18 protein-coding genes are annotated in these 19,187 nt (G+C 41.1%); 15 read left to right on the top strand and 3 right to left on the bottom strand.

What is annotated here, in order from left to right:
- Positions 1-16 precede the first annotated feature (16 nt).
- The 8 genes from KAI36_RS25250 to KAI36_RS25215 are packed head-to-tail and all read left to right on the top strand — an operon-like array spanning position 17 to position 11,527.
- Positions 17-2,878, top strand: coding sequence for a contractile injection system protein, VgrG/Pvc8 family (locus KAI36_RS25250; RefSeq protein WP_220026317.1), 2,862 nt, complete (start codon positions 17-19; stop codon positions 2,876-2,878).
- Positions 2,879-2,880: 2 nt separating this feature from the next.
- Positions 2,881-4,323 carry a discoidin domain-containing protein gene (locus tag KAI36_RS25245; RefSeq protein WP_258296542.1) on the top strand — a complete coding sequence of 481 codons (1,443 nt, stop codon included), beginning with the start codon at positions 2,881-2,883 and terminating at the stop codon, positions 4,321-4,323.
- A gap of 25 nt (positions 4,324-4,348) precedes the next feature.
- Complete coding sequence (locus tag KAI36_RS25240; protein WP_220026315.1) at positions 4,349-5,539, top strand: hypothetical protein; 1,191 nt, start codon at positions 4,349-4,351, stop codon at positions 5,537-5,539.
- Positions 5,540-5,565: 26 nt separating this feature from the next.
- Positions 5,566-6,759, top strand: a complete 1,194-nt coding sequence (locus KAI36_RS25235; protein ID WP_220026314.1) for a hypothetical protein — start codon at positions 5,566-5,568, stop codon at positions 6,757-6,759.
- On the top strand, positions 6,756-7,904 hold the full coding sequence (locus tag KAI36_RS25230; protein WP_258296543.1) for a hypothetical protein: 1,149 nt from the start codon (positions 6,756-6,758) through the stop codon (positions 7,902-7,904). Before KAI36_RS25235 ends, KAI36_RS25230 begins: the two co-directional genes overlap by 4 nt.
- 17 nt (positions 7,905-7,921) lie before the next feature.
- The gene (locus tag KAI36_RS25225; protein WP_220026313.1) at positions 7,922-9,943 is read left to right on the top strand and encodes a DUF4163 domain-containing protein; all 2,022 of its coding nucleotides are present in this window, start codon (positions 7,922-7,924) and stop codon (positions 9,941-9,943) included.
- A 21-nt stretch (positions 9,944-9,964) separates the two neighbouring features.
- Positions 9,965-11,359 (top strand): phage late control D family protein, encoded by a 1,395-nt coding sequence (locus KAI36_RS25220; protein WP_220026312.1) that lies wholly within the window; start codon positions 9,965-9,967, stop codon positions 11,357-11,359.
- Positions 11,360-11,386: 27 nt separating this feature from the next.
- Entirely contained in the window at positions 11,387-11,527 is a 141-nt protein-coding gene (locus tag KAI36_RS25215) for a hypothetical protein (protein WP_220026311.1), read from the top strand.
- Positions 11,528-11,589: 62 nt separating this feature from the next.
- Here the strand turns inward: KAI36_RS25215 and KAI36_RS25210 are convergent, their stop codons facing one another.
- The 3 genes from KAI36_RS25210 to KAI36_RS25200 form a co-directional block, all read right to left on the bottom strand.
- A complete protein-coding gene (locus KAI36_RS25210; RefSeq protein ID WP_220026310.1) occupies positions 11,590-11,931 on the bottom strand; it encodes a hypothetical protein in 342 nt (113 codons plus the stop codon).
- Positions 11,932-12,128: 197 nt separating this feature from the next.
- A complete protein-coding gene (locus tag KAI36_RS25205; RefSeq protein ID WP_220026309.1) occupies positions 12,129-12,485 on the bottom strand; it encodes a hypothetical protein in 357 nt (118 codons plus the stop codon).
- A 344-nt stretch (positions 12,486-12,829) separates the two neighbouring features.
- Entirely contained in the window at positions 12,830-13,186 is a 357-nt protein-coding gene (locus KAI36_RS25200; protein ID WP_053326329.1) for a hypothetical protein, read from the bottom strand.
- Between the two features lie 81 nt (positions 13,187-13,267).
- On the opposite strand from KAI36_RS25200, the gene KAI36_RS25195 reads away from it, so the two are divergent.
- The 7 genes from KAI36_RS25195 to KAI36_RS25165 all read left to right on the top strand — a co-directional run bounded on the left by KAI36_RS25195 (position 13,268) and on the right by KAI36_RS25165 (position 19,182).
- Positions 13,268-14,731, top strand: a complete 1,464-nt coding sequence (locus KAI36_RS25195) for a hypothetical protein (protein ID WP_220026308.1) — start codon at positions 13,268-13,270, stop codon at positions 14,729-14,731.
- 37 nt (positions 14,732-14,768) lie between these two features.
- Positions 14,769-15,065 (top strand): WXG100 family type VII secretion target, encoded by a 297-nt coding sequence (locus KAI36_RS25190; protein WP_220026307.1) that lies wholly within the window; start codon positions 14,769-14,771, stop codon positions 15,063-15,065.
- A gap of 32 nt (positions 15,066-15,097) precedes the next feature.
- On the top strand, positions 15,098-15,409 hold the full coding sequence (locus KAI36_RS25185) for a hypothetical protein (protein WP_220026306.1): 312 nt from the start codon (positions 15,098-15,100) through the stop codon (positions 15,407-15,409).
- A 402-nt stretch (positions 15,410-15,811) separates the two neighbouring features.
- Positions 15,812-16,156, top strand: a complete 345-nt coding sequence (locus KAI36_RS25180; protein ID WP_023990832.1) for a hypothetical protein — start codon at positions 15,812-15,814, stop codon at positions 16,154-16,156.
- A 174-nt stretch (positions 16,157-16,330) separates the two neighbouring features.
- Positions 16,331-17,404, top strand: a complete 1,074-nt coding sequence (locus KAI36_RS25175; protein ID WP_104497685.1) for an ABC transporter substrate-binding protein — start codon at positions 16,331-16,333, stop codon at positions 17,402-17,404.
- On the top strand, positions 17,404-18,333 hold the full coding sequence (locus tag KAI36_RS25170) for a nucleoside hydrolase (protein ID WP_220026305.1): 930 nt from the start codon (positions 17,404-17,406) through the stop codon (positions 18,331-18,333). Before KAI36_RS25175 ends, KAI36_RS25170 begins: the two co-directional genes overlap by 1 nt.
- Positions 18,334-18,360: 27 nt before the next feature.
- The gene (locus KAI36_RS25165) at positions 18,361-19,182 is read left to right on the top strand and encodes an ABC transporter permease (protein WP_013312457.1); all 822 of its coding nucleotides are present in this window, start codon (positions 18,361-18,363) and stop codon (positions 19,180-19,182) included.
- Positions 19,183-19,187: the final 5 nt, after the last annotated feature.

Genomic DNA, 19,187 nt, shown 5'->3' with positions numbered 1-19,187 from the left:
AAACGGGGGGAGTAAGATGGGACTGGCAGGAACTGTGCTGACTTATGGAAATATTAGAGTGAATGCACCGTATGAAATTATCAGGCTGCTTGATTTTGAATTGACACAGAAGATAAATGAACACGGTAAGGTGTACATTACTGCTCTCATACCGGATGAGGATCATGCGAAGTATGACGGTTTAGCGCATGATGAGGATGTGCTAGAGGTATATGAGACGGATGAAGACCGAGGGACAGTTAGCATTTTTAAAGGAATCGTCACCAATATTAGAATTGCATTCAAGAATGGCGTATATCACATGTACATAGAGGCTGCCTCTTTTACATATCTAATGGATCAACAACGGAAAAACCGTTCGTTTCAAAATAGCAACTTGACGTATTATCAACTGTTCCGCAAACTCATCGATACCTATCCACACGGGGATTTTATTGACCTGACGGACAGCGACAGAAAACTGGACGACTTTATTATCCAGTATGGGGAGAGTGATTGGGAGTTTCTAAAAAGAATGGCCTCTCATCTGCAAGCTGGACTGATTGCTGAGATTACATCCGTGTTTCCGAGACTATGGTTAGGTACCTCGAAAGAACAGGTGAAAGGTGAACTGCGCAGCATTAACTTTTCCCTCCAAAAAACAAAGTCAGGTCCAGAATATACATATGCTGAATTGGAGGATACGAAGCGTTTTGAACTTGGCGATGTCGTCGTGTTTCAACGAAAGCATTGGATTATTGATCAGATTCATGCAGAGATGAAGCAAGGCATCATGACATATGGCTACGTTCTCGTTCCGGAAGCAGGTATTCCGAGGGAGGCTATACATAACCAGTTAATCAAAGGTACCTCTATTGAAGGGAAAGTCATTGAGTTAGATGGTGAAAATGAATCCGTTAAACTTCACTTGTCCGTGGACTCTGTGCAGTCCAAAGTTGAGGGGTGCTGGTTTTCTTACCCCACCATGTATACCAGTGATGGAATCGGTTGGCATTGCATGCCCGAGCTAGGGGATCATGTTCATTTGTATTTTCCTTCTAACAAAGAAAAGGAAGCTCGTGTGGTTCAATCCCTGCGTAAGAGAGACTACAAAGGAGATGAAATCAGCAAGCCGTCAAGAAAGCTGTTTCATACCAAAACTCAAAAAGTGGCGAGATTCGATGACAAAGAAGTAGCACTTTCCACCCAAAAAGAAAAGATACTTGTACGCTTAAATCCTGCTTCCGGTATTCACGTGTATAGTCATCACGATCTTACCTTTCACGCCGATACAGACTTGGTGCTGCATGGCAAAAAGGTACAGATGACCGCTACTCGCGAAATATCTCTGACGTGCAAAACCAGCTATATCCGAACCGATGGAACGCTTCATATCAAGGCTAGTAAGCTCATGAAAAATCAGGTGCCAGATGCAGAGCTGAAAGCCTATAAATCCCTAATTCAAGAATTAAAGGGGAAGGGATATCCGCAATGGGTACAGGATTTGCTGCTTCAATATAAAACGGACTACTACAAAGCCGTGGCAGCAGGGGACCAAAAGGGGGCCAAGGAAGCAGCAGCCAAGGCCAAGCAATTGCGTCAACAGGTGGCAGAAATAGATCGTATGCCTGCCTGGGCCAGAGCACAAATGCATGAATACACGTCCCAGTGGTGGGAAGCTTACGGCGCAAATGATAAGGCTAAGCAAAAGCAGATGCACCTTCTCGCGAACCAGCTGCGTGACAATGTGCTGATCAACGAGCTGATTCGTGGGCATTCTGCCAACTCCTATCTCGATGCGAATCGATTGGAGGAGCTGTCTGGACAATACGCAGATGCGGCCCATAAGCTGACCGTTGCTGATCAAAAGGCTCTAGCCAAGGAAGCAGCTGCTCTGCGGAGTAAGTATGGCGTGAACAGCCAGCTTGCCAGGGAGAATTTGAACAAGCTTGCCAAGAAGTATCCAGATAGCTTCTCGTACAAGCTTCCAACTACAGGCGATTGGGATAAGGAGCTTAACGCTGCATTGCAGGACTTTGCGAAGAAATACGGCTTGGACAATAAGGGCTATGGCCGTGATGTGCTCGCAGTGTACCTGCATCAAGTAGCCAATGGCGTTCTTCCATGGCCCAAGGTTAGCAAGGCTGCAACGCCGACTGTTCCAACAACGACAACAACGAAAACGGAGACGCAGACGGAGAAGAAGGCTCCGACCACTCCTGAAAGGCCAACGAAAGAGGAACCGAAGCCATTAAATCCTGATGATTATAAAGATGGATTGGTAGCGGTGAAAAAGATCGAAAACTATATAAGTAGTAAGGGTGTAAAAGGTAATCAGGCTCGAGCTCTGTACAGAATAAACGATTACACCAATAACAGTATCATTCAAAAGAAACTGTCTTCAAACCGTAAGGCACCCCTTGTGTTTTTCTTTGAAGGAGATGGCTCTTATAGTCACAAACAACTCGATCATCCAGAAGGTCGGTATGGAGCGATGGCTATTGTGGTGATAGACGGCGAGATTAAGTACACAAGTAAAAATGCTAGTACGCTTCCAGATTACGAGAGCAAGGATAAAACTGTTAAAGATGGAGTTTATGAATTTCTAGGGGGAAGACATCGGCATACTTATCCTGCTTTGCGTATTCGAAATGGTGGAATAGTTCCTGCTACCAAGGGAAGTCAAAAAAAGGATTGTACTGCAGATGGAATAAATATACACAAAGGCAACAATAACGATACTGTAGGTAGAGCGACTTCGACAGGTTGTATTACAGTCCATAAAGATGAGTATGTAAGATTTTTGAGTTCAGTAGGTGTGGTGAAGAATTCATTGGATGAAAGACCTAATCCTGTAACAGGACTAGCTATTCTTGATCGGAAGGATAGATCAAAGTGAAGATGATCAGAAACATATTAATCATTCTTTTTTTAATCGTGTTGTCAGCATGTAATGCTTCTCAAAAAGCCTCTACTCCCTTTTCTTCAAAAACGGTAGATATGACTTCAGAAGTGGTGGAATCAGCTAATAAAAATGATAAAACGGAGCTTGTTAAAGAGAATAGCAAGAAAGAATGGGCTTTAACCGTAGAAGAAGGCAAAGAAGATCCAGCAGAATTTTTAGTTCAGCTGGAAGGCTCAAAAGTTGAACGGTTCTTAAGTGCCGAGAAACTGATTAGTCTCCTACAGTCGAAGGAGGATAAAGAGAAATATCGAGATTCTTATGTAAATGTAGGGAGAATCCAAGAAGATGGGAGTCAAATCGCATTCGTATTAGATTTATTTGAAGAAGCGAGATTAATAGTACAGATTTATGATTTGGATTCGGGTAACAAAGTAAATGAATTTAAGCTGCCTTATAACCATCCAGTAATTTCGTCTGATTTAACCAAGTATTTATATGAGGATAAAGACAAAGGGTATATATATGACACGTTAACTAATCAATCAACAGCTATTCAATTAGATGGAAGTTCTATAGATATAGATGACATTCATCAAGGACAATTTTCTCCAGACAGTACCCAGTTTTGTTTTACCGACAGCCAGCAGAATATTGTCATATTTGATGTATCAAATTATAGAACCATTAAGAAAATCCATATAGATTCTGGTATGGCAATAGTCAATCAATGGGCTCAGAAGAATCAATTAATCTATTCTATTGACTCCATGTCTGTAAATAAAACGTACTTGTTAAATTTAAATAATGGAGAGGAGCACCTTTTAGGCAAAGGGATGGAACGACCTTTAATGTCTCGTGATGGGTCGGAGTTATGGTTTGAAAAGTTAGACTCGCCGTCTAATTATAAACTGAATATAAATACAGGTTTAGAAAGTAAAGCTGCAACTATCACTACAATTAATGGGAATACAGCAACGCCTGTGCAGTGGTTTTATACTGCTAATGATTTTTCTAAATATGATAGTGAAATAAAAGTGCATCAAATTAAAGCTTCATCCACTCTGCCAAGTAAAGGCACGCAGACTTATGATGCCAAAAATCTGTTGGATGGAGATACATCTACTGCATGGTGTGAAGGTGTGAAAGGCAACGGGGAAGGGGAAACTATACTGTTAGATCTGGGGTCATTGCAGAAGGTAAAGGGGATCGAGTTGATTAACGGATATGCTAAATCTGAGAAAAGTTATCGGGAGAATAACAGAGTTCAAAAACTAAAACTGGAATTCTCAGATGGTTCCTCTCTAGAAATGAATGATTTTAACACACTTAAGAAATTTAAAGAGCCTATTAATACCTCATTTATTAAACTTACTATTTTATCAGTTGAACGTGGAACGAAATATCAGGATACATGTATATCCGATGTACGGCTTTTCTAGCATTCTTATAAAAGGGAGATAGCCTATGAAGTGGAAAGAGCCAACGTTTGGTGCAACACCTATGTTGAAAGCTTTAGCAACTGCTAATGCACACAGGAAAGCAAAGGCTTTTGATCTGGTGGCAGAACAGAAAAAACAGAAACTGAATTATCCCGACTGGGCCCAGTCCTGGCTGCGTAAATACAAAGAAGATTGGTATATCGCTCAAGCCAATGGTGACGAAGTCGGCATGCGTAAAGCGCAAAAGCTGGCAGAGGGACTTCGAAGCAAATTACGCGAAATGGTCACGTTCCCCAAATGGGCTCAAGAGCAAATGCAAAAAGAAACAATTCGTTGGATGGCTGCTGAGGCAAGCGGGAATATCAAAGAAAAGCTAGCTGCTGAGAAGGCGGGACGAGCTATACGAGAGAAACTGGGTCTGATCGATACTACTGAAAAGGCATCACCAGAAGTACCCATCACCAATGAACCGAAAGATGAACCTGCAAAAACGAACGTAAAGACTCCGGCTGGAAAATGGATACCTGTTGAATTCCAATATAATGGTAATTCTCAGGCTGAAAAATATTTCAAAAAGCGCTCATTAAATTTCACTAAACAAAAATGGAATCAAGAAAAGTTGCACAGTTTGTGGGAAGCTACAAAAAGCATACAAGAGACATATAATATTCAGATTGATCCACGTCTTTTATTAGCTATTATTATTCAGGAAGGAACGGGAAGCTTTAATACGAGCAGTACAAATCGTGCAGCTGATGGTCAGCATGGGGTCGAGACTAATTATGCAAAGGATTTGGTGAAGGCACATAATTTAATATTCGGAAAAATATTGGGATATATTTATTATGGCAAAGAGTTCAGACAAGTTGTAGTTAAAAGTAATAACCTGGATGGAATTAAAGGTAAGGGTGATATATATCAGTACTGCAATTGGATAACCCCAATTGTAAGAATGAATTCGAAAACAGTAGATTATGGTCCGTATGCTGGACATGGTGCATGGGGCGAGAATGTGAAATCCATATATGACAAACTTAGTAACAAAGAATCTGATAATTATGACTTATATTTATCAAGTATTAGTAAAAGTACAGCCCAAGATATCGCTAGCTCAGAAGGTATAAAGCTTCCTAATGTTACCTTTAAAGCACTTCAAAATGCTCAAGATAATCTTGGTCATCGAAATCATAAGTGGACGGTAACAGGCAAACGATAAACTGAATCTCGAAATGGGGAAAAGAAGTGCACAAGCCAGGTTACGGTTATTTCATTATATTGCTTTTTTTGGCTTTAGGAGTATCCGCATGTAGTCTTTCAGATATTAATACTTATAACCATGAGGAAACAGCTACTGCTAAAGTTAAGCAAGAAAATACTGGCTACTATCCAGAGGAAAGAACAGACAAAGCCAAAACTGTTGTATCTGCCGATCCGAAGCCCCTTCAGGACGAGGACTTTGAAACTTCATATCAATCACACAAGATTGATAAAAAAACAGACATTAAAGAACTTATTCATAAGTTGGGTTACGGTGAGGGATATGATAGTTCCAATCGAGGATATATTAGTGGGAACGGGACTTACAGAAGGTGGAGTTTGTCTTATCCTAACTATGTGGACCCAGAAATAAGATTTGTAGTCTTATCTAAGATTGAGCTTGAAGGTGAGGAACTGGTGGATGGGGAAAGTTATCTGGTAGCTGTGAGTTTGGAAAGTCCCAAGTTTAAAACAAAAAGAGGATTGAAGATCGGTGATACCCTTGGCAAAGTACTACAGCTCTACGGCAAACCGAGTATTGTAACAAATGGGAGTCTGCTCTACTCCAAAAACGGCTTGCATTTGAGGATTCTGTGGGACACTAAAAAGGAAAATGTGTATAATATTACCATTGATTACAACATGGAGAAATCCATAAAACAGCAACGTAGCGCAGATTATGTAGAAGAAGATGCTCAGCCCGACCCTAATCTGGAACCATATACTATTCAAGAAGGACAATCTTTTATCACTTCTCTTAATGGGTGGGGGAAAGTAAGGTTTGTATCTACATTAAAAGATGAGGGTACGAATGATCTGATACAAGCAAAGTTTTTTTTGGAAGTTAACAATGACAAATATGTGGAAAAGAAGATACTATACGAATTCCCCGAATTTTATGGTAACAACGGTAGGATGATTGACAGGATTAAAGCAGTAAGCTTTAAGGATTTAAATCATGACGGGCGTACGGACATTGTCATAATTGCGGATTATATCACAGGGGTAAATGCGCACGGAATAGAAACGCGCCCTATCGCGGGGATTTTCTTTCAGAAAAAGGACAACACATACACTACCTTGCCTGAATTGGATAAGAGTATCAATCAAACAGGCCACAATCGGACGCTTCAAAATATCATTCAATACGTAAGTAAACAACGTATAAACGTGCAATGAACAATGTGAGAGAGGAGTTTTTTGAAATCAACTTTATAAAACAAAATAGAATACTATCTTTAATATTGTTATTTAGCCTGCTATTGAATGGATGTTCGGAAAAATCTACGAATGAGAAGCAGCAGGCAGTTGATCCCATCAAACCTAGCACTCAAGTGGTAGAGCAAAAAGCTGTGACTGAACCAGAGCCTGCTGCTCAAGAACTAGATCAAAATAGCAATATTGTTACTCCAATAAATAAAAGAAGTAGTGCTCGCGCTACAGATTCTGACACATTGGATCAGTTTATAAAGAAAATTCAACCCCAAGGTGAGCATATTCAAAAAATATTAAAAGAAGATTTGGATCGTGATGGAAAGCTGGAATACGTGCTTGCTTTTGGATTAGAAAAAGAGAAAATTGACGACATATTTGTAGTCCGGGAGGATGCTGGTTATCACATCATTGATAAATTAAAGGACCCAGTTATGGTTGTGCATCTTAATAAAGATGTGAAGATCATGAAGTTGGATCAAACAGAACAAAAATTTATCGTGGTATATTCCACTAGCGAAGTGGATGAGGCCGAAGGATTCTCTATATTTACTTTAGACCATAACCGAATTAGCAACCTGAATTACAATTATCCAGAAGCAACAGGGCAAGGAATCAGGAAGCTGGAGGATATTAATAAAGATAGTGTTTTTGAGGATGTGAGTTATTACCGTTTTCAGGATACTCAACAACATACAATCATGACGTATCAGAAATTTGACAGGACTGGACCAGAAAGATCAGAAGTATTATATGGAAATAAAGATAAAAAATTTGTATACCCTACGGTTCCTAAAGATATTATCCAAAATTATTTGGAAGATCATTATCTTATGAATCGCTTCTTGATACACTTGCCTGAGATGGCGAAATTCACTGCTTTGTCAGCAAACCCAAAATATGATTTTGAGGATATCATAGATTTCTCCGCTATGGACTATACGGGATTAGATTTAGATATAAAAGAAATCGCTTATGAGGGTAATCAGCAGACCTTTTTAGTAAGAAGTAATTCAAATGAAGAGAAAACAGACAAAGGACTTGTTTTTACGTTGGAAAAACAGTCGGGCAGGTGGAAGATTATGAGCATAGAGGTAAATGATAAATTGTAGAGAGTGTGATACCCGGCATGAATCACTTAAAGAACGGTCGTATATGTTGCATCCTGTTATTGTTATTTTCCTTTGTGGTGCTAAACGGCTGCGTGAAGGAGCCTAGTTCTTCAAAAGTAGAAGAAGATCGTGAGCTTCCTCTTCCCAATAAAGCTGAAGCGATTCTCTATTCGAATAAGCTGGATGCGTTAGTACAAACACTCCGGATAGTCGACGATGAGGAGGGAGACGCTGAAGTCAGAAGGAATAAGATTCAGGAGTTCGTACAGGGACTCAATTTGTTGTTAAACGAACCGGAGAGTGCAGAGCTGAAGGACGGAGAATTAGTAGAAAAATTTAATTACAATCTTACTATCTTAACAAAATCGTTTCAGTTAAAAAGTGGGCAGCTAAATGTGAGAGTTGTGAATTATAGAGCACCCACTACGGTAACGGGTACGATCGGAGGCAAATATACATTTATTCAGTGGTGGAGTACGAAAGAACTTGTGCATGCCCAGATGCTTGAGGAAGACGGGCCAGAATTAGCTACAGATTTTATGGTTCGGGATTCAGACCAGGGAATACAGCTGTTGTTAGGGGGATATGTTTCAATATATCATCCAGACCCCGTATTTGTTGCGTTGTGGGAATTCTCCGGAGAAAAATGGACACAGAAAGAAATAGTAACAGATAAGATAAAGCTTCCAGATGCGTGGGAATTGAACGAGGATATAGATGAGTTTATTTTAGAGAATCGGCAGCATGATAGCATGAGTATCGAAGTTTTAGACCACGGCGATGGTTTCTTAATAAACAGTGATGATTCTGAACAGAACCTTATCATTGAGTTTTCCACCAGTGGAGAAGTCCGTATTGATTCTGAGTATAGCACCGCCTCGAATACTAGTGAACAGCAAAGCTATGAACTCATTCAAGAGAAATATTCAGAACATGGGATCATGATTAAATACCCTCAAATTACAAAACTCAAGGATATTGCAAAGCAGAAATCTTTAAACCAAATTCTTAAGACTGATGCTTTAGAAGGATTACAAAACTATGCGGATTCCAATTCTGGAGTCCATGTTGAAATTGATTATGAGATCAAACGACAAAGTGAACGATTCTTGAGTGTTCAATATACGGGTATTCATTATGTGAAGGACGCAGCCTATCCTAGTCATATGTTTTATACGACGAATCTGGATATGAAGCAGGCTTCAAGAATAAGATTGAGGGATCTGGTAAAGGTCGAGAAACCTTTTATTGAGCTTATAAAAAGCGGGAAGATTACAGCTGTTCAGCCAGAGCAACAAGGGTTAATCGGTGATTTCACAAAAGATGATTTGATTAAACTGTTAGCAAACGCGGATGTAACCAAAGGTTCGCTTGCGGAAGTAGAAATGGAATCGTTTAGTTATCTCACAAATGATTCGTTGGGGATGAGTGTACCTATGGCTCATGTAGTAGGGGACCATGCGGAGTATGAAATTCGTTTTGCACAAATTCCAGAGAATATCAGGCAGAATGAGGAACTATGGAGTGAGCTAAGTTCTGTTGAGGATCAGTCTGTTTCCACAGTTGGCGGTGAAAAATTGGATACCAACCAATATGAAATTGAAGAGTCACAGTCTTTTCAAACTACTCTTGAAGGCTTTGGGAAAGTACGATTTGTATCCACATATGGGTATCCGGAAGGTCTTCGTAAATTCTTTTTCTTCCTATTGGATGACCAAGGACATATTCTGTATCCATTCCCAGATTTCTATGGGAACCATGAGTGGGTAGCGCGCTATGGAGGTGTAGAGGCGGTGGCCTTCAAGGATGTAAATAAGGATGGGTTGAAGGATGTTATCGTCATTGCCAATGTTGACAACGGGATTCATGGACCTGGTAGAGTTGATGAATTCCCTATGGCAGGCATATATTTTCAGAAAAAAAATAAAACCTTTACCACGCTCCCTGCATTGGATCAGGCTCTCAACGATCAGGGACATAATCAAACCATTAAAGATGTCATTCAATACGTAAGCAAACAACGCATAAACGTAAACTAACCGACATAGAGGAGCGGTAACATGGGATATCCAATCATCAAGTATAACGGAACGGTTTTATCTCTTAAAAATCCGAAAGTTAAAGTTGTACAGAAAATGAATGAGCATGTGAAAGTCTTTTTGACAGGTGTGTTAACGGGTGCCCAAATGGAAGAGTACACAGATCATATGGAGGCAGGAGCTAAGTTAGTCGTTTCTTATGTGAATGATGATCAAAAGCAGATTGTATTATTTAGGGGATTAGTCACGCAGTTCAGAATCAAGTTGGTGTCCAATGTAGCCTATTTGGTCGTCGAAGCCCTCTCCTATACAAGCCAGCTGGATGAAGTGCTTCATAGAAAATCTTTTCAAAATGTGAAGATGAAGGTGCAGGCATTACTTGAACATGTACTCAAATCATATCCCAAAGCCAATTGTACGAGCCGCTTAAAAGATCAGCTTTTACAGGAATTTACGATGCAATTCGACGAAACGGACTGGTGGTTTCTGAAACGTATAGCGTCTCGGCTTGGTTGGGGACTGATACCTGATCCGATTGGAGACAAACCTCAGTTTTATTTTGGATTACCGGATGGTGTCAATCAAGGTGAGCTCAAACAGTATAACTACTCGATGACCAGAAAAACCAAGCCAGGGGCCAGCAAGGACGACAATCTTTTGTATTACAAAGTACAAACGACAGGGGCCAAAGATGTTCTGTTGCATATTGGCGCAGAGGTTAAATTCAAAGGGAAAACCTTATACGTCCTGAAGTCTGTTGCGTTTATACGGCATAGTGTCTTGTGGCATGAATATGTGCTGACTACATCGGATGGAATGAAACAGGATTTGATTGTAAATGAGAGCATTCGTGGCATATCATTGAAGTCCAAGGTCATTGGAATTGAACAGGATCATGTGAAGGTTTTCTTTTATGAAATGGATAAGGTCAAGCCGAACGTCAAGGAAACCTACTCTTTTCCAACGGCTACATTTTATACATCGGAAGGGAATACCGGATGGTACTGCATGCCAGAGCTGTTTGACTTTGTAGATATCTACTTTCCGACCTCTAAAGAAAAAGACGCCATTGTAACTCACTCGATCCGAAAGAGATCCAAAGGCGGTGACTTTATTAAGGACCCGTCGACGAAAATCTTTATGACCAAGTACCGCAAAGCCATTATATTTGAGAAAAATGAAATTTTAATTACGGGGAACGACGATGAAGTGGTGATTCGACTGCTGGATGACCATGGCATTGAACTGCGAAGCAAAAAGGATATCCGTGTAAAAGCTGACGGAAACCTGGTATTCAATGCGGGTAACACGATACAGGTGACCGCGAAGGATGCTATCGGTTTAAAATGTAAAACGAGTTTGGTAGAAATGGATGGTAACATCAAAATGACTGGAGAAAAGATTAAGACGCAATAACTAATCCATCGTGAGAGGGTAAAGAATATGGCTAAAGAAACTACAGGAGCAATTGTAAACGAGAAACCGCCGACCCAAGAAGATATGATTCAAGAATGGAAACGTAAAATAAGCAAAGGTGAATATCCCTTTATTCGTGTAACTAAGCATAGCACCAAAGGTGAATAGCGTTAAATATGACTAACGATGACTAGAAAAGGCTCCTAGGGAGCCTTTTCTGCAATCATGGTTCAATATTCTGAATTCTTTTTAGGATTCCTACTGTCGATGAACCAATCCGGTCCCGTAACATTGACGATTTCTTTTGAGTCCAAGTCATAGGATATCCTAATTAAGTCTGTATCATTTCCTTTTATATAGCCGTAAAGATGTACTCTTGCAAAGACACTGTTTTCTTCAATAGTGTAGTTTTTTAATACGAAATCCGTATTATAGTGAGTTTCAATATATTTGATACTGACAGTAGTAGCAGTCTCCACTATCTCTTCCTCTTGAGCAGTAGAAAAACCACAGCCTCCCAGAATGGTTAATATTATGATGAGAACTGTGCAACATTTAAGGATTGTGTTCATTTGCGCAACATTCCCCTAACATGCTATTTATAATTTAATGTGAACTACAACCAGAATGCAGTGAACAATCACTTGGTTCTTAATTTTATTGCAAATATATATCTCCAGTAACAGGAAATATTATAATGATACTATTTCCTTATATTTAGGGGGAAATCATCTGTGATGGGGCTGATTATTTGAATACAGACTTGATTTTAGAATGGCGGAACAATCCTTTTGGGATAGCGGCTGTCGATGAACCAATCTGGTCCAGTCACGTAGAGCACCTCTTTTTTCTTATAGTCGTAATTTATTGAGATTGTCTGGCCTTCATGCCCTTTTATATAGCCACGGAGATAAACGGTAGAGTTAACATAGCCGCCAATAAAGTCGTAATTTTTGTATATAAACTCGGCATTATAATACTTCTTAATGTATTCTTTTCCAATGGGTATGCCAGATTGGACGTATGCTTCTTTTTCTATATTCGCTGTATATTGCATGTAACAAAAGATTCCAACAAGGATGGAAAGTAATATAAGGATACTCCCCCAAACCTTTTTCTTCTTCAAGTTGTATTCTTCTCCTTTTATATACCCAGAAACATTATTGCTCTGTCTATTAATAATAGAATAGCTCATTATAGCCAATATAAGGATTAGCTCAATACAACCTCTAAAAATTATGTTCATATATGCAAATTTCTTCTAACATCCAGTTACAAAGTCCTAATCGTTATTAGGTATGAACCACGACCAGAAATGCAGTAACCAACGACTTTATACTTATTTTCACCTTCAACTATACCCCAAGTAAACAGGAAGTATTATAATGATTTTACTTCCTTAGATTGGAAAAATATATTCTTAAATTGAAATGAATCATGTGTATTTTTTTGGGATACTAATCTTGATATTTAAAATGGTGGAACATTCTTTTTAGGGTATCGACTGTCAATGAACCAATCCGGTCCGGTTACACTAAGCACTTCTTTTTTTTCAAAATCGTAAGCAATAGATATCGATTGACCTTCATGCCCTTTTATATAGCCGATTAGATGAACCGTATTATTAACATAGCTACCTATATAGTCATAACTCTTAAATATGAAATCAGCCCTATAGTATTTTTGGATGTACTCTTTTCCAATAGGTATACCTGCTCTAACGGCTTCTTCTTTTTTTACATTTGATGCGTACTGCATGTAATAGAGAGCTCCTACTAGGATGAAGAATAAGATAAGAGCAGTAACCCAAATTTTTTTCTTTTTCAATTTTTGATGCTCCTTTTTTGAAAGTATCAACTTTTTCTAACTTTATAATATATTAGGTGATTAGACAAGGTGGGGTAATAGTTGCAGTATATTAGCGAAAAAACATACTGGAAGATAGCAGATGAGGCTTACCTATTGGATATTGATCCAAAGACTTATAAAAATGAAGATATTCCCGGTTGGAAGGTTGTTGATTTAGACGAGAAACTATTACATGACACGAACGGTTCTGGATTCGATGCGACCGTTTTTCATAATGAGGATAGCAATCAGGTGATTATAGGGTATAGGGGAACTGAACCAGGAGGAAGACCAATATGGAGTAGAGTGATGGACATAGGAACGGATATCAGCGATGTCGTGGGCGGACGAGCAAAAACTTTAAATCAAGTTCACGATTATTATGCAAATAATCAAGAAGAGATAAAAAAGCTCCCCCCACAGGTACAAAGCTCATTTCAACATTATGAAGCCCAGTATCAAGATAATCAGTTTACAAAAGCCCAAACACTGTATGACGAAGTGAAGAAGAAGTACCCCGCTTCCGAAATATCTACGACAGGTCATTCTTTAGGCGGTGCAGAAGCAGAATATATTGCAGTGAAAAATGGTTTATCATCCGTGAGTTTTGCTGCTCCGGGCATTGTACATTTATTGCCTGAAGATCTTCAAAAGAGGGTAAAAGCAGGAGAGTTCAAAAAGACTAATGTGGCTTTTACCCATCCCGGAGATACCGTTGGTGGGGGAGCTACTAAAGCTAACCAACATGTGGGAGAAACGTACCATATTGGGAGTGATTATAAGACTGCCAATGCAGCCAAGTTTACTATTCCTGTTTCAGTTCCACTTAAAAAAAATAATGAATTGAGAGATCTTATTTTTGGTCCTCAATGGTCCCCAATTGTTTTTGTCCCGGTTACGCTGCCTATGATACAGCAAGATGCATTCACCAAATTCTATAATTCTGTATTAGGTGGAGAGCACACTCATAGCATGGAAAACTTTACATTTGATGAAAATGGAAATATCAGCAATCCACTGTACACGATGGACGGTCAATTGGTGGAAGGCAATCCACGGGTGCAGGCGTACGAGCAGATGCTGGCCGCGCGAGCAGAGCTTAAGGAAGTCGTGGGCGATCTGGTTGAACGTTACGGTGGACAAATGGGTGCCTTCGGGCAGTTTGCTGCTACTGCATTGGGAGTGAATCTGATGGGAGAAGGACAGCAAAATGGTCGCACCCATGGTGGGGCATATTTTGTGGGCAACAAAAATGGGGGCACAATTCAATTAACACCTGAGGAGCTAAAGCATGCGGCTAACCAGATGCGTTCCAGCCTGCATGGGTTCTCTAGCGATACCCGAGCATCCATCCAGTTATTTCAGGCTCATATCGGAACAAGTGAAAGTCAGTCTTTGACCCCAATTGCGCATAGTGCAACGGCAACGTTAGATCGGATTAATCGCTGGTATCAGGAATCGATTACGGAGATAGCAGAATATATAGATCGCAAGGGTCAGGAATTCACGATGGTGGATCAGTAATAGATCAGCTGTAAGAACACAACAGGGGGCAAAAGAGATGGGCAGAATATCTTTGAGCCTGGGGGATCTGCGGAGGGCTGTACAGCAATGCGAGCAGCTAAAGCAAAGACTTCAGCATCAGGAGCAGCAGATGAAAAATATATATGGTCGGCTGCATGAATGGCGGGGAGAATCAGCTACTGAATTAACACGTAAAATGGAGACGTTTCTCCAAGGCACAACTGTACGAATACAGGAATTGGACGATCATAAAGAGCAGTTGAAACGTTATATTCGGAAAATGGAAGAAGCTGATCGGCGTGAGGAGAGACGCAAACGGGCTGCACAATGGTGATACAGGCGGACTGCAATAGTTAGGAGAACATCATGAAAGATCAAAATGCATTTGTCATTTTACTTATATTGAATATCGTTTATGGCTTAACGTTATTTGCCTATCCGGTCATGCTGATGGTGGTCGCATTTTCTTTCGATGCACCAACAGCTGGAGATTATCTCATCAGTTATATTTTTGCTTATGTCATAATGAGCTACCCGATAGGAATATTCATATCATGGAGTTGTTGGTATTTTTATCATCGTTATGCTTTTAAGAAGGCGTATATGATTGCTAACTTTATGCTGCTGTGGCCAGCTACTCTTGTCGTGTCCTCGTGGATTCAATCGGCTTTTTCTTGAAGGGGTTCCCATCTGGCCAGTCAGCTATATAACATAAAAAAACCGTACAATCGCTAGGGGACTCCCGCGGGGTACGGTTAAATGCATTTAAGTAAAAACCACATATATAGTAGAAGAAAAAAATTTCCTCTGGAGTGACGACGATAAAACCTTTGGCCAGAGATTTACCGGAGTCTACTTTAAATTATCCTGTGGGGGGATATAGCAACGTTCGGAAGCTTGAGGATGAGTTAAAAAAAGTGTAAAAATGTTGAAAAGCTACAAAGTTCGACATATTGTTCGCTTTTTCGCATCATATGTTATTGAATTAGGGATTTTTGTTTGCTATTTATCGTATATTTATGTATAATCTATCGTGTTGAAAGATTGATTGTACGTAATATGCTGATGAGGGTGGGTTCATTGACGCTGCTCGACAGTAACGAAAGCAAGAAGCGGATGTGCCAGATTTACAATGAAGTTTCAAAGGAACTGTTCGGCTTCGGGACCACGCTGCTGCGGGCCACCGTTGAGAACAACATTGTTACCTTTGTGGCGAAGCACCGGCGTTCTCCACGCTCGGCGGCATTGGAAGTGGAAGCCCCCGGCTTGAAGCTGGAAGTGGATTTCCGAATGTCCATGCTGTACAAGAAGAGACTTCGCGAGAAGCTGATTGAGGATATGGAGCTCGATATAGAGGCTTTACTGCGCGATTATGATGCAGCAACGCAGTGGGCAATTACGAACATCATACTGAAAGAATCCTAATAAAATTGGATATTCGGCTTTTCGCTTCGGATCTATCTGAGGGGAGAACCTGTTATAACGCGCAGCGGGATCAACTTATTCTTTGTTTACGAAGAAAAGTATTCTTGTTTTACAAGAGTACTTTTCTTTTTTGTGTCATAAGGTGTGCAGAATAAAAAACAGGGGGAGTTTCATATGAAAAAATGGTTTAAAGGATTTATGGCTGTGACCTTGGCATCTGTGGTACTGGCAGGTTGCGGCAGCAATGCTACTGGCGGTCAGACAGATGGAAAAGATGGCTCAGCTGATGGGAAAAAGAAACTAGTTATTTCAACATGGGGCTTTTCCGAGGACTTTTTTAACAAAGAAGTGTACGAGCCTTTTGAAAAGGAACATAACGTTGACATCGTAGTCGAAATTGGAAATAACGCAGAACGGTTGAACAAAATCAGTCAAGGCAGCACAGACGTCGATCTGATTTATCTGTCTGATTATTATGCTCAACAGGGAATTCAACAGGGATTGTTTGAGAAGCTGGATCGCAGCAAGGTGCCGAACCTGAACCAAATTTATGACATTGCCAAAGCACCACTGGGTGAGGAGTATGGTCCTGCTTATACAGTTGGGCGTCTCGGTATTGCCTATAATCCGGAGCTGGTGAAAAAGAATGTGACCTCTTGGGCTGACCTGTGGGGCAATGAGTTCAAAGGAAACGTGACTCTGCCGAACATTACGGCGACTGCCGGACCCATGATGGTAGATGCAGCCTCCAAAGTAGCGGGTAGTAAGGAGTTTAATGAAGACCAAGCCTTCGGAAAACTGAAAGAGCTGAGTCCGAATATCGTTAAGTTTTATAGTAAAACGTCCGAGTTCGTGAACATGTTTAGTCAACAGGAAATTGCGGGCGGTCCGATCATGGAAATGTACTTCAAAGATTTGCAGGCGGCTGTGCCAGGAGCGAAATTTGTAGCTCCTAGTGAAGGTGCTTACGCAGTAATGAACACGATTAATGTAGTGAAAGGCTCCGACCAGAAGGAGCTGGCTGAGGAATTTATCAACTGGCAGCTGAGCAAGGAAGTTCAAGAAAAATCTGCCAAGGCAAAGGTTGATTCTCCGGTGAATACGCAGGTGGTACTGTCCGGTGCGGATACAGAGGGAATTACGTACGGTGCGGATGTAGTGAACAAGCTGACCAAGCTGGATATGAAGTTCGTTAACGATCATATCAAGGCATGGACAGATCGCTGGAACCGGGAAGTTGCACAATAATGAAAAAGGTCATACTAGATGTAGATACGGGCATTGATGATGCGTTGGGTATTTTACTAGCGGCCAAAAGTGGTCAGCTGGATATTCAGGCGATTACTACGGTATGCGGTAATGTTTCACTTAAACAAGCAACATTGAACACATGCAAAATCCTCGACCTTTTGGATAGACCGGATATTCCGGTTTATCGGGGGGCAGAGGCTCCCTTAATACGTAAAGGCCTGCACGAGCACCGTGTCCATGGAGAAGACGGCATTGGAGGTGCATTGAGTGGAGTAGTACCAGCCATGTCTGCGTCCGAAGGTTTTGCACCGGATATCATCATTGATACCGTGATGGCTCACCCAGGGGAAGTGACGCTTATTTGCACCGGCCCACTCACCAATCTGGCACTGGCGCTGCTGAAGTGTCCCGAGCTGACGGATCACGTCAATGAGGTCATTTTTATGGGCGGTGTTATTCACGGGTGCGGCAATATTACACCTGTAGCGGAGTACAACATGTATGCTGACCCTGAAGCCGCACGAATCGTATTTCATGCAGGATTTGGTCGATTGATACAGGTGGGACTGGATGTAACACGGAAGGCTCTGCTAACTACGGATCATATTGCTCGTCTGACCCGCCCAGCAATTCGTAATTATGTAGCTGAAAGCACGGCCGTTTATACCAAGCGTTATGAAGAACGCAACGGGGTAAAAGCGTGTGCGCTTCATGACCCGCTTGCCGTGGGTGTCGCGTTGAATTCGAGGTTAGTAGATACCTCGCTGTTGTATGTCGACGTGGAAACCTCGAGTCGCATATGTGATGGACAAACAGTGGGCGATGTACAGAACCGCCTCAATCATAGCCCCAATATGAAAGTGTGCGAACAGGTGGACAGTGAAGCTTTTCTGGAGCTGTTTATCCAGGTGCTGAATAAGGAATAACATTTTGATAACCGCAAGGAGCTACCCATGAAGAAAACATACTTGTATTGGCTGCTGCTGCCAGGTCTGCTCTTTCTGGCGGTGTTCATGGTCATTCCGATTGTGTTGACGATCGGTTCGACCTTCGTACAGAACAGCTCATTCACCCTAGAAGGCTATCTCCATTTCTTCAAGGACCCTTATTTTTTGAAAATATTGCTGACTACGCTGGAAGTCAGTGTCGTAACGACACTCGTGTGCGTATTACTCGGCTTCCCGACGGCTTATTATATTTCGCAAAAGGCCCCGCGTCGTAAAGGGATTTTGCTAGCGCTGGCTATCTTCCCCTTGTTGACGAGTCCGGTGGTGCGGTCATTCAGCTGGATGGTCATTCTGGGTCGCAAGGGGCTGTTAAATAACGTGCTCATCGGTTTAGGACTCGTGGATGAGCCGCTGAATATTTTGTATACTCCGGCAGCGATGATTATTGGTCTGGTTCATTTGTTTTTACCGCTGATGATTATTTCACTGATTGGTGTACTCGAAAATATCGACGGTGATCTTGTTCATGCTGCTCAGAGCCTCGGGGCCTCCAGATTTAGCGCATTTCGTAAAATCGTATTTCCGCTGTCTGTGCCGGGCCTGATCATTGGAAGCATTCTCGTTTTCGTGGGCAGCCTGACTGCATATACGACACCAGCACTACTTGGAGGAAAACAGCGGGTTATCGCTACATTTTTGTATCAGAATGCGATGACGCTAAACGACTGGTTTTTAGCTTCTGTTATTGCAACAATTATGATTGTTATTACATTTATCGTGGTCGGTCTCTTAAATAAGGCGGCCCATAAACTCAATCCGAAGGGGTAGGTGGA

It is taken from the genome of Paenibacillus sp. S02 (assembly GCF_019454065.1).
Classification (GTDB): domain Bacteria; phylum Bacillota; class Bacilli; order Paenibacillales; family Paenibacillaceae; genus Paenibacillus; species Paenibacillus polymyxa_B.
The sequence above is the reverse complement of the archived record's forward strand: the minus strand, read 5'-3'. Positions and strand labels throughout refer to the sequence as shown.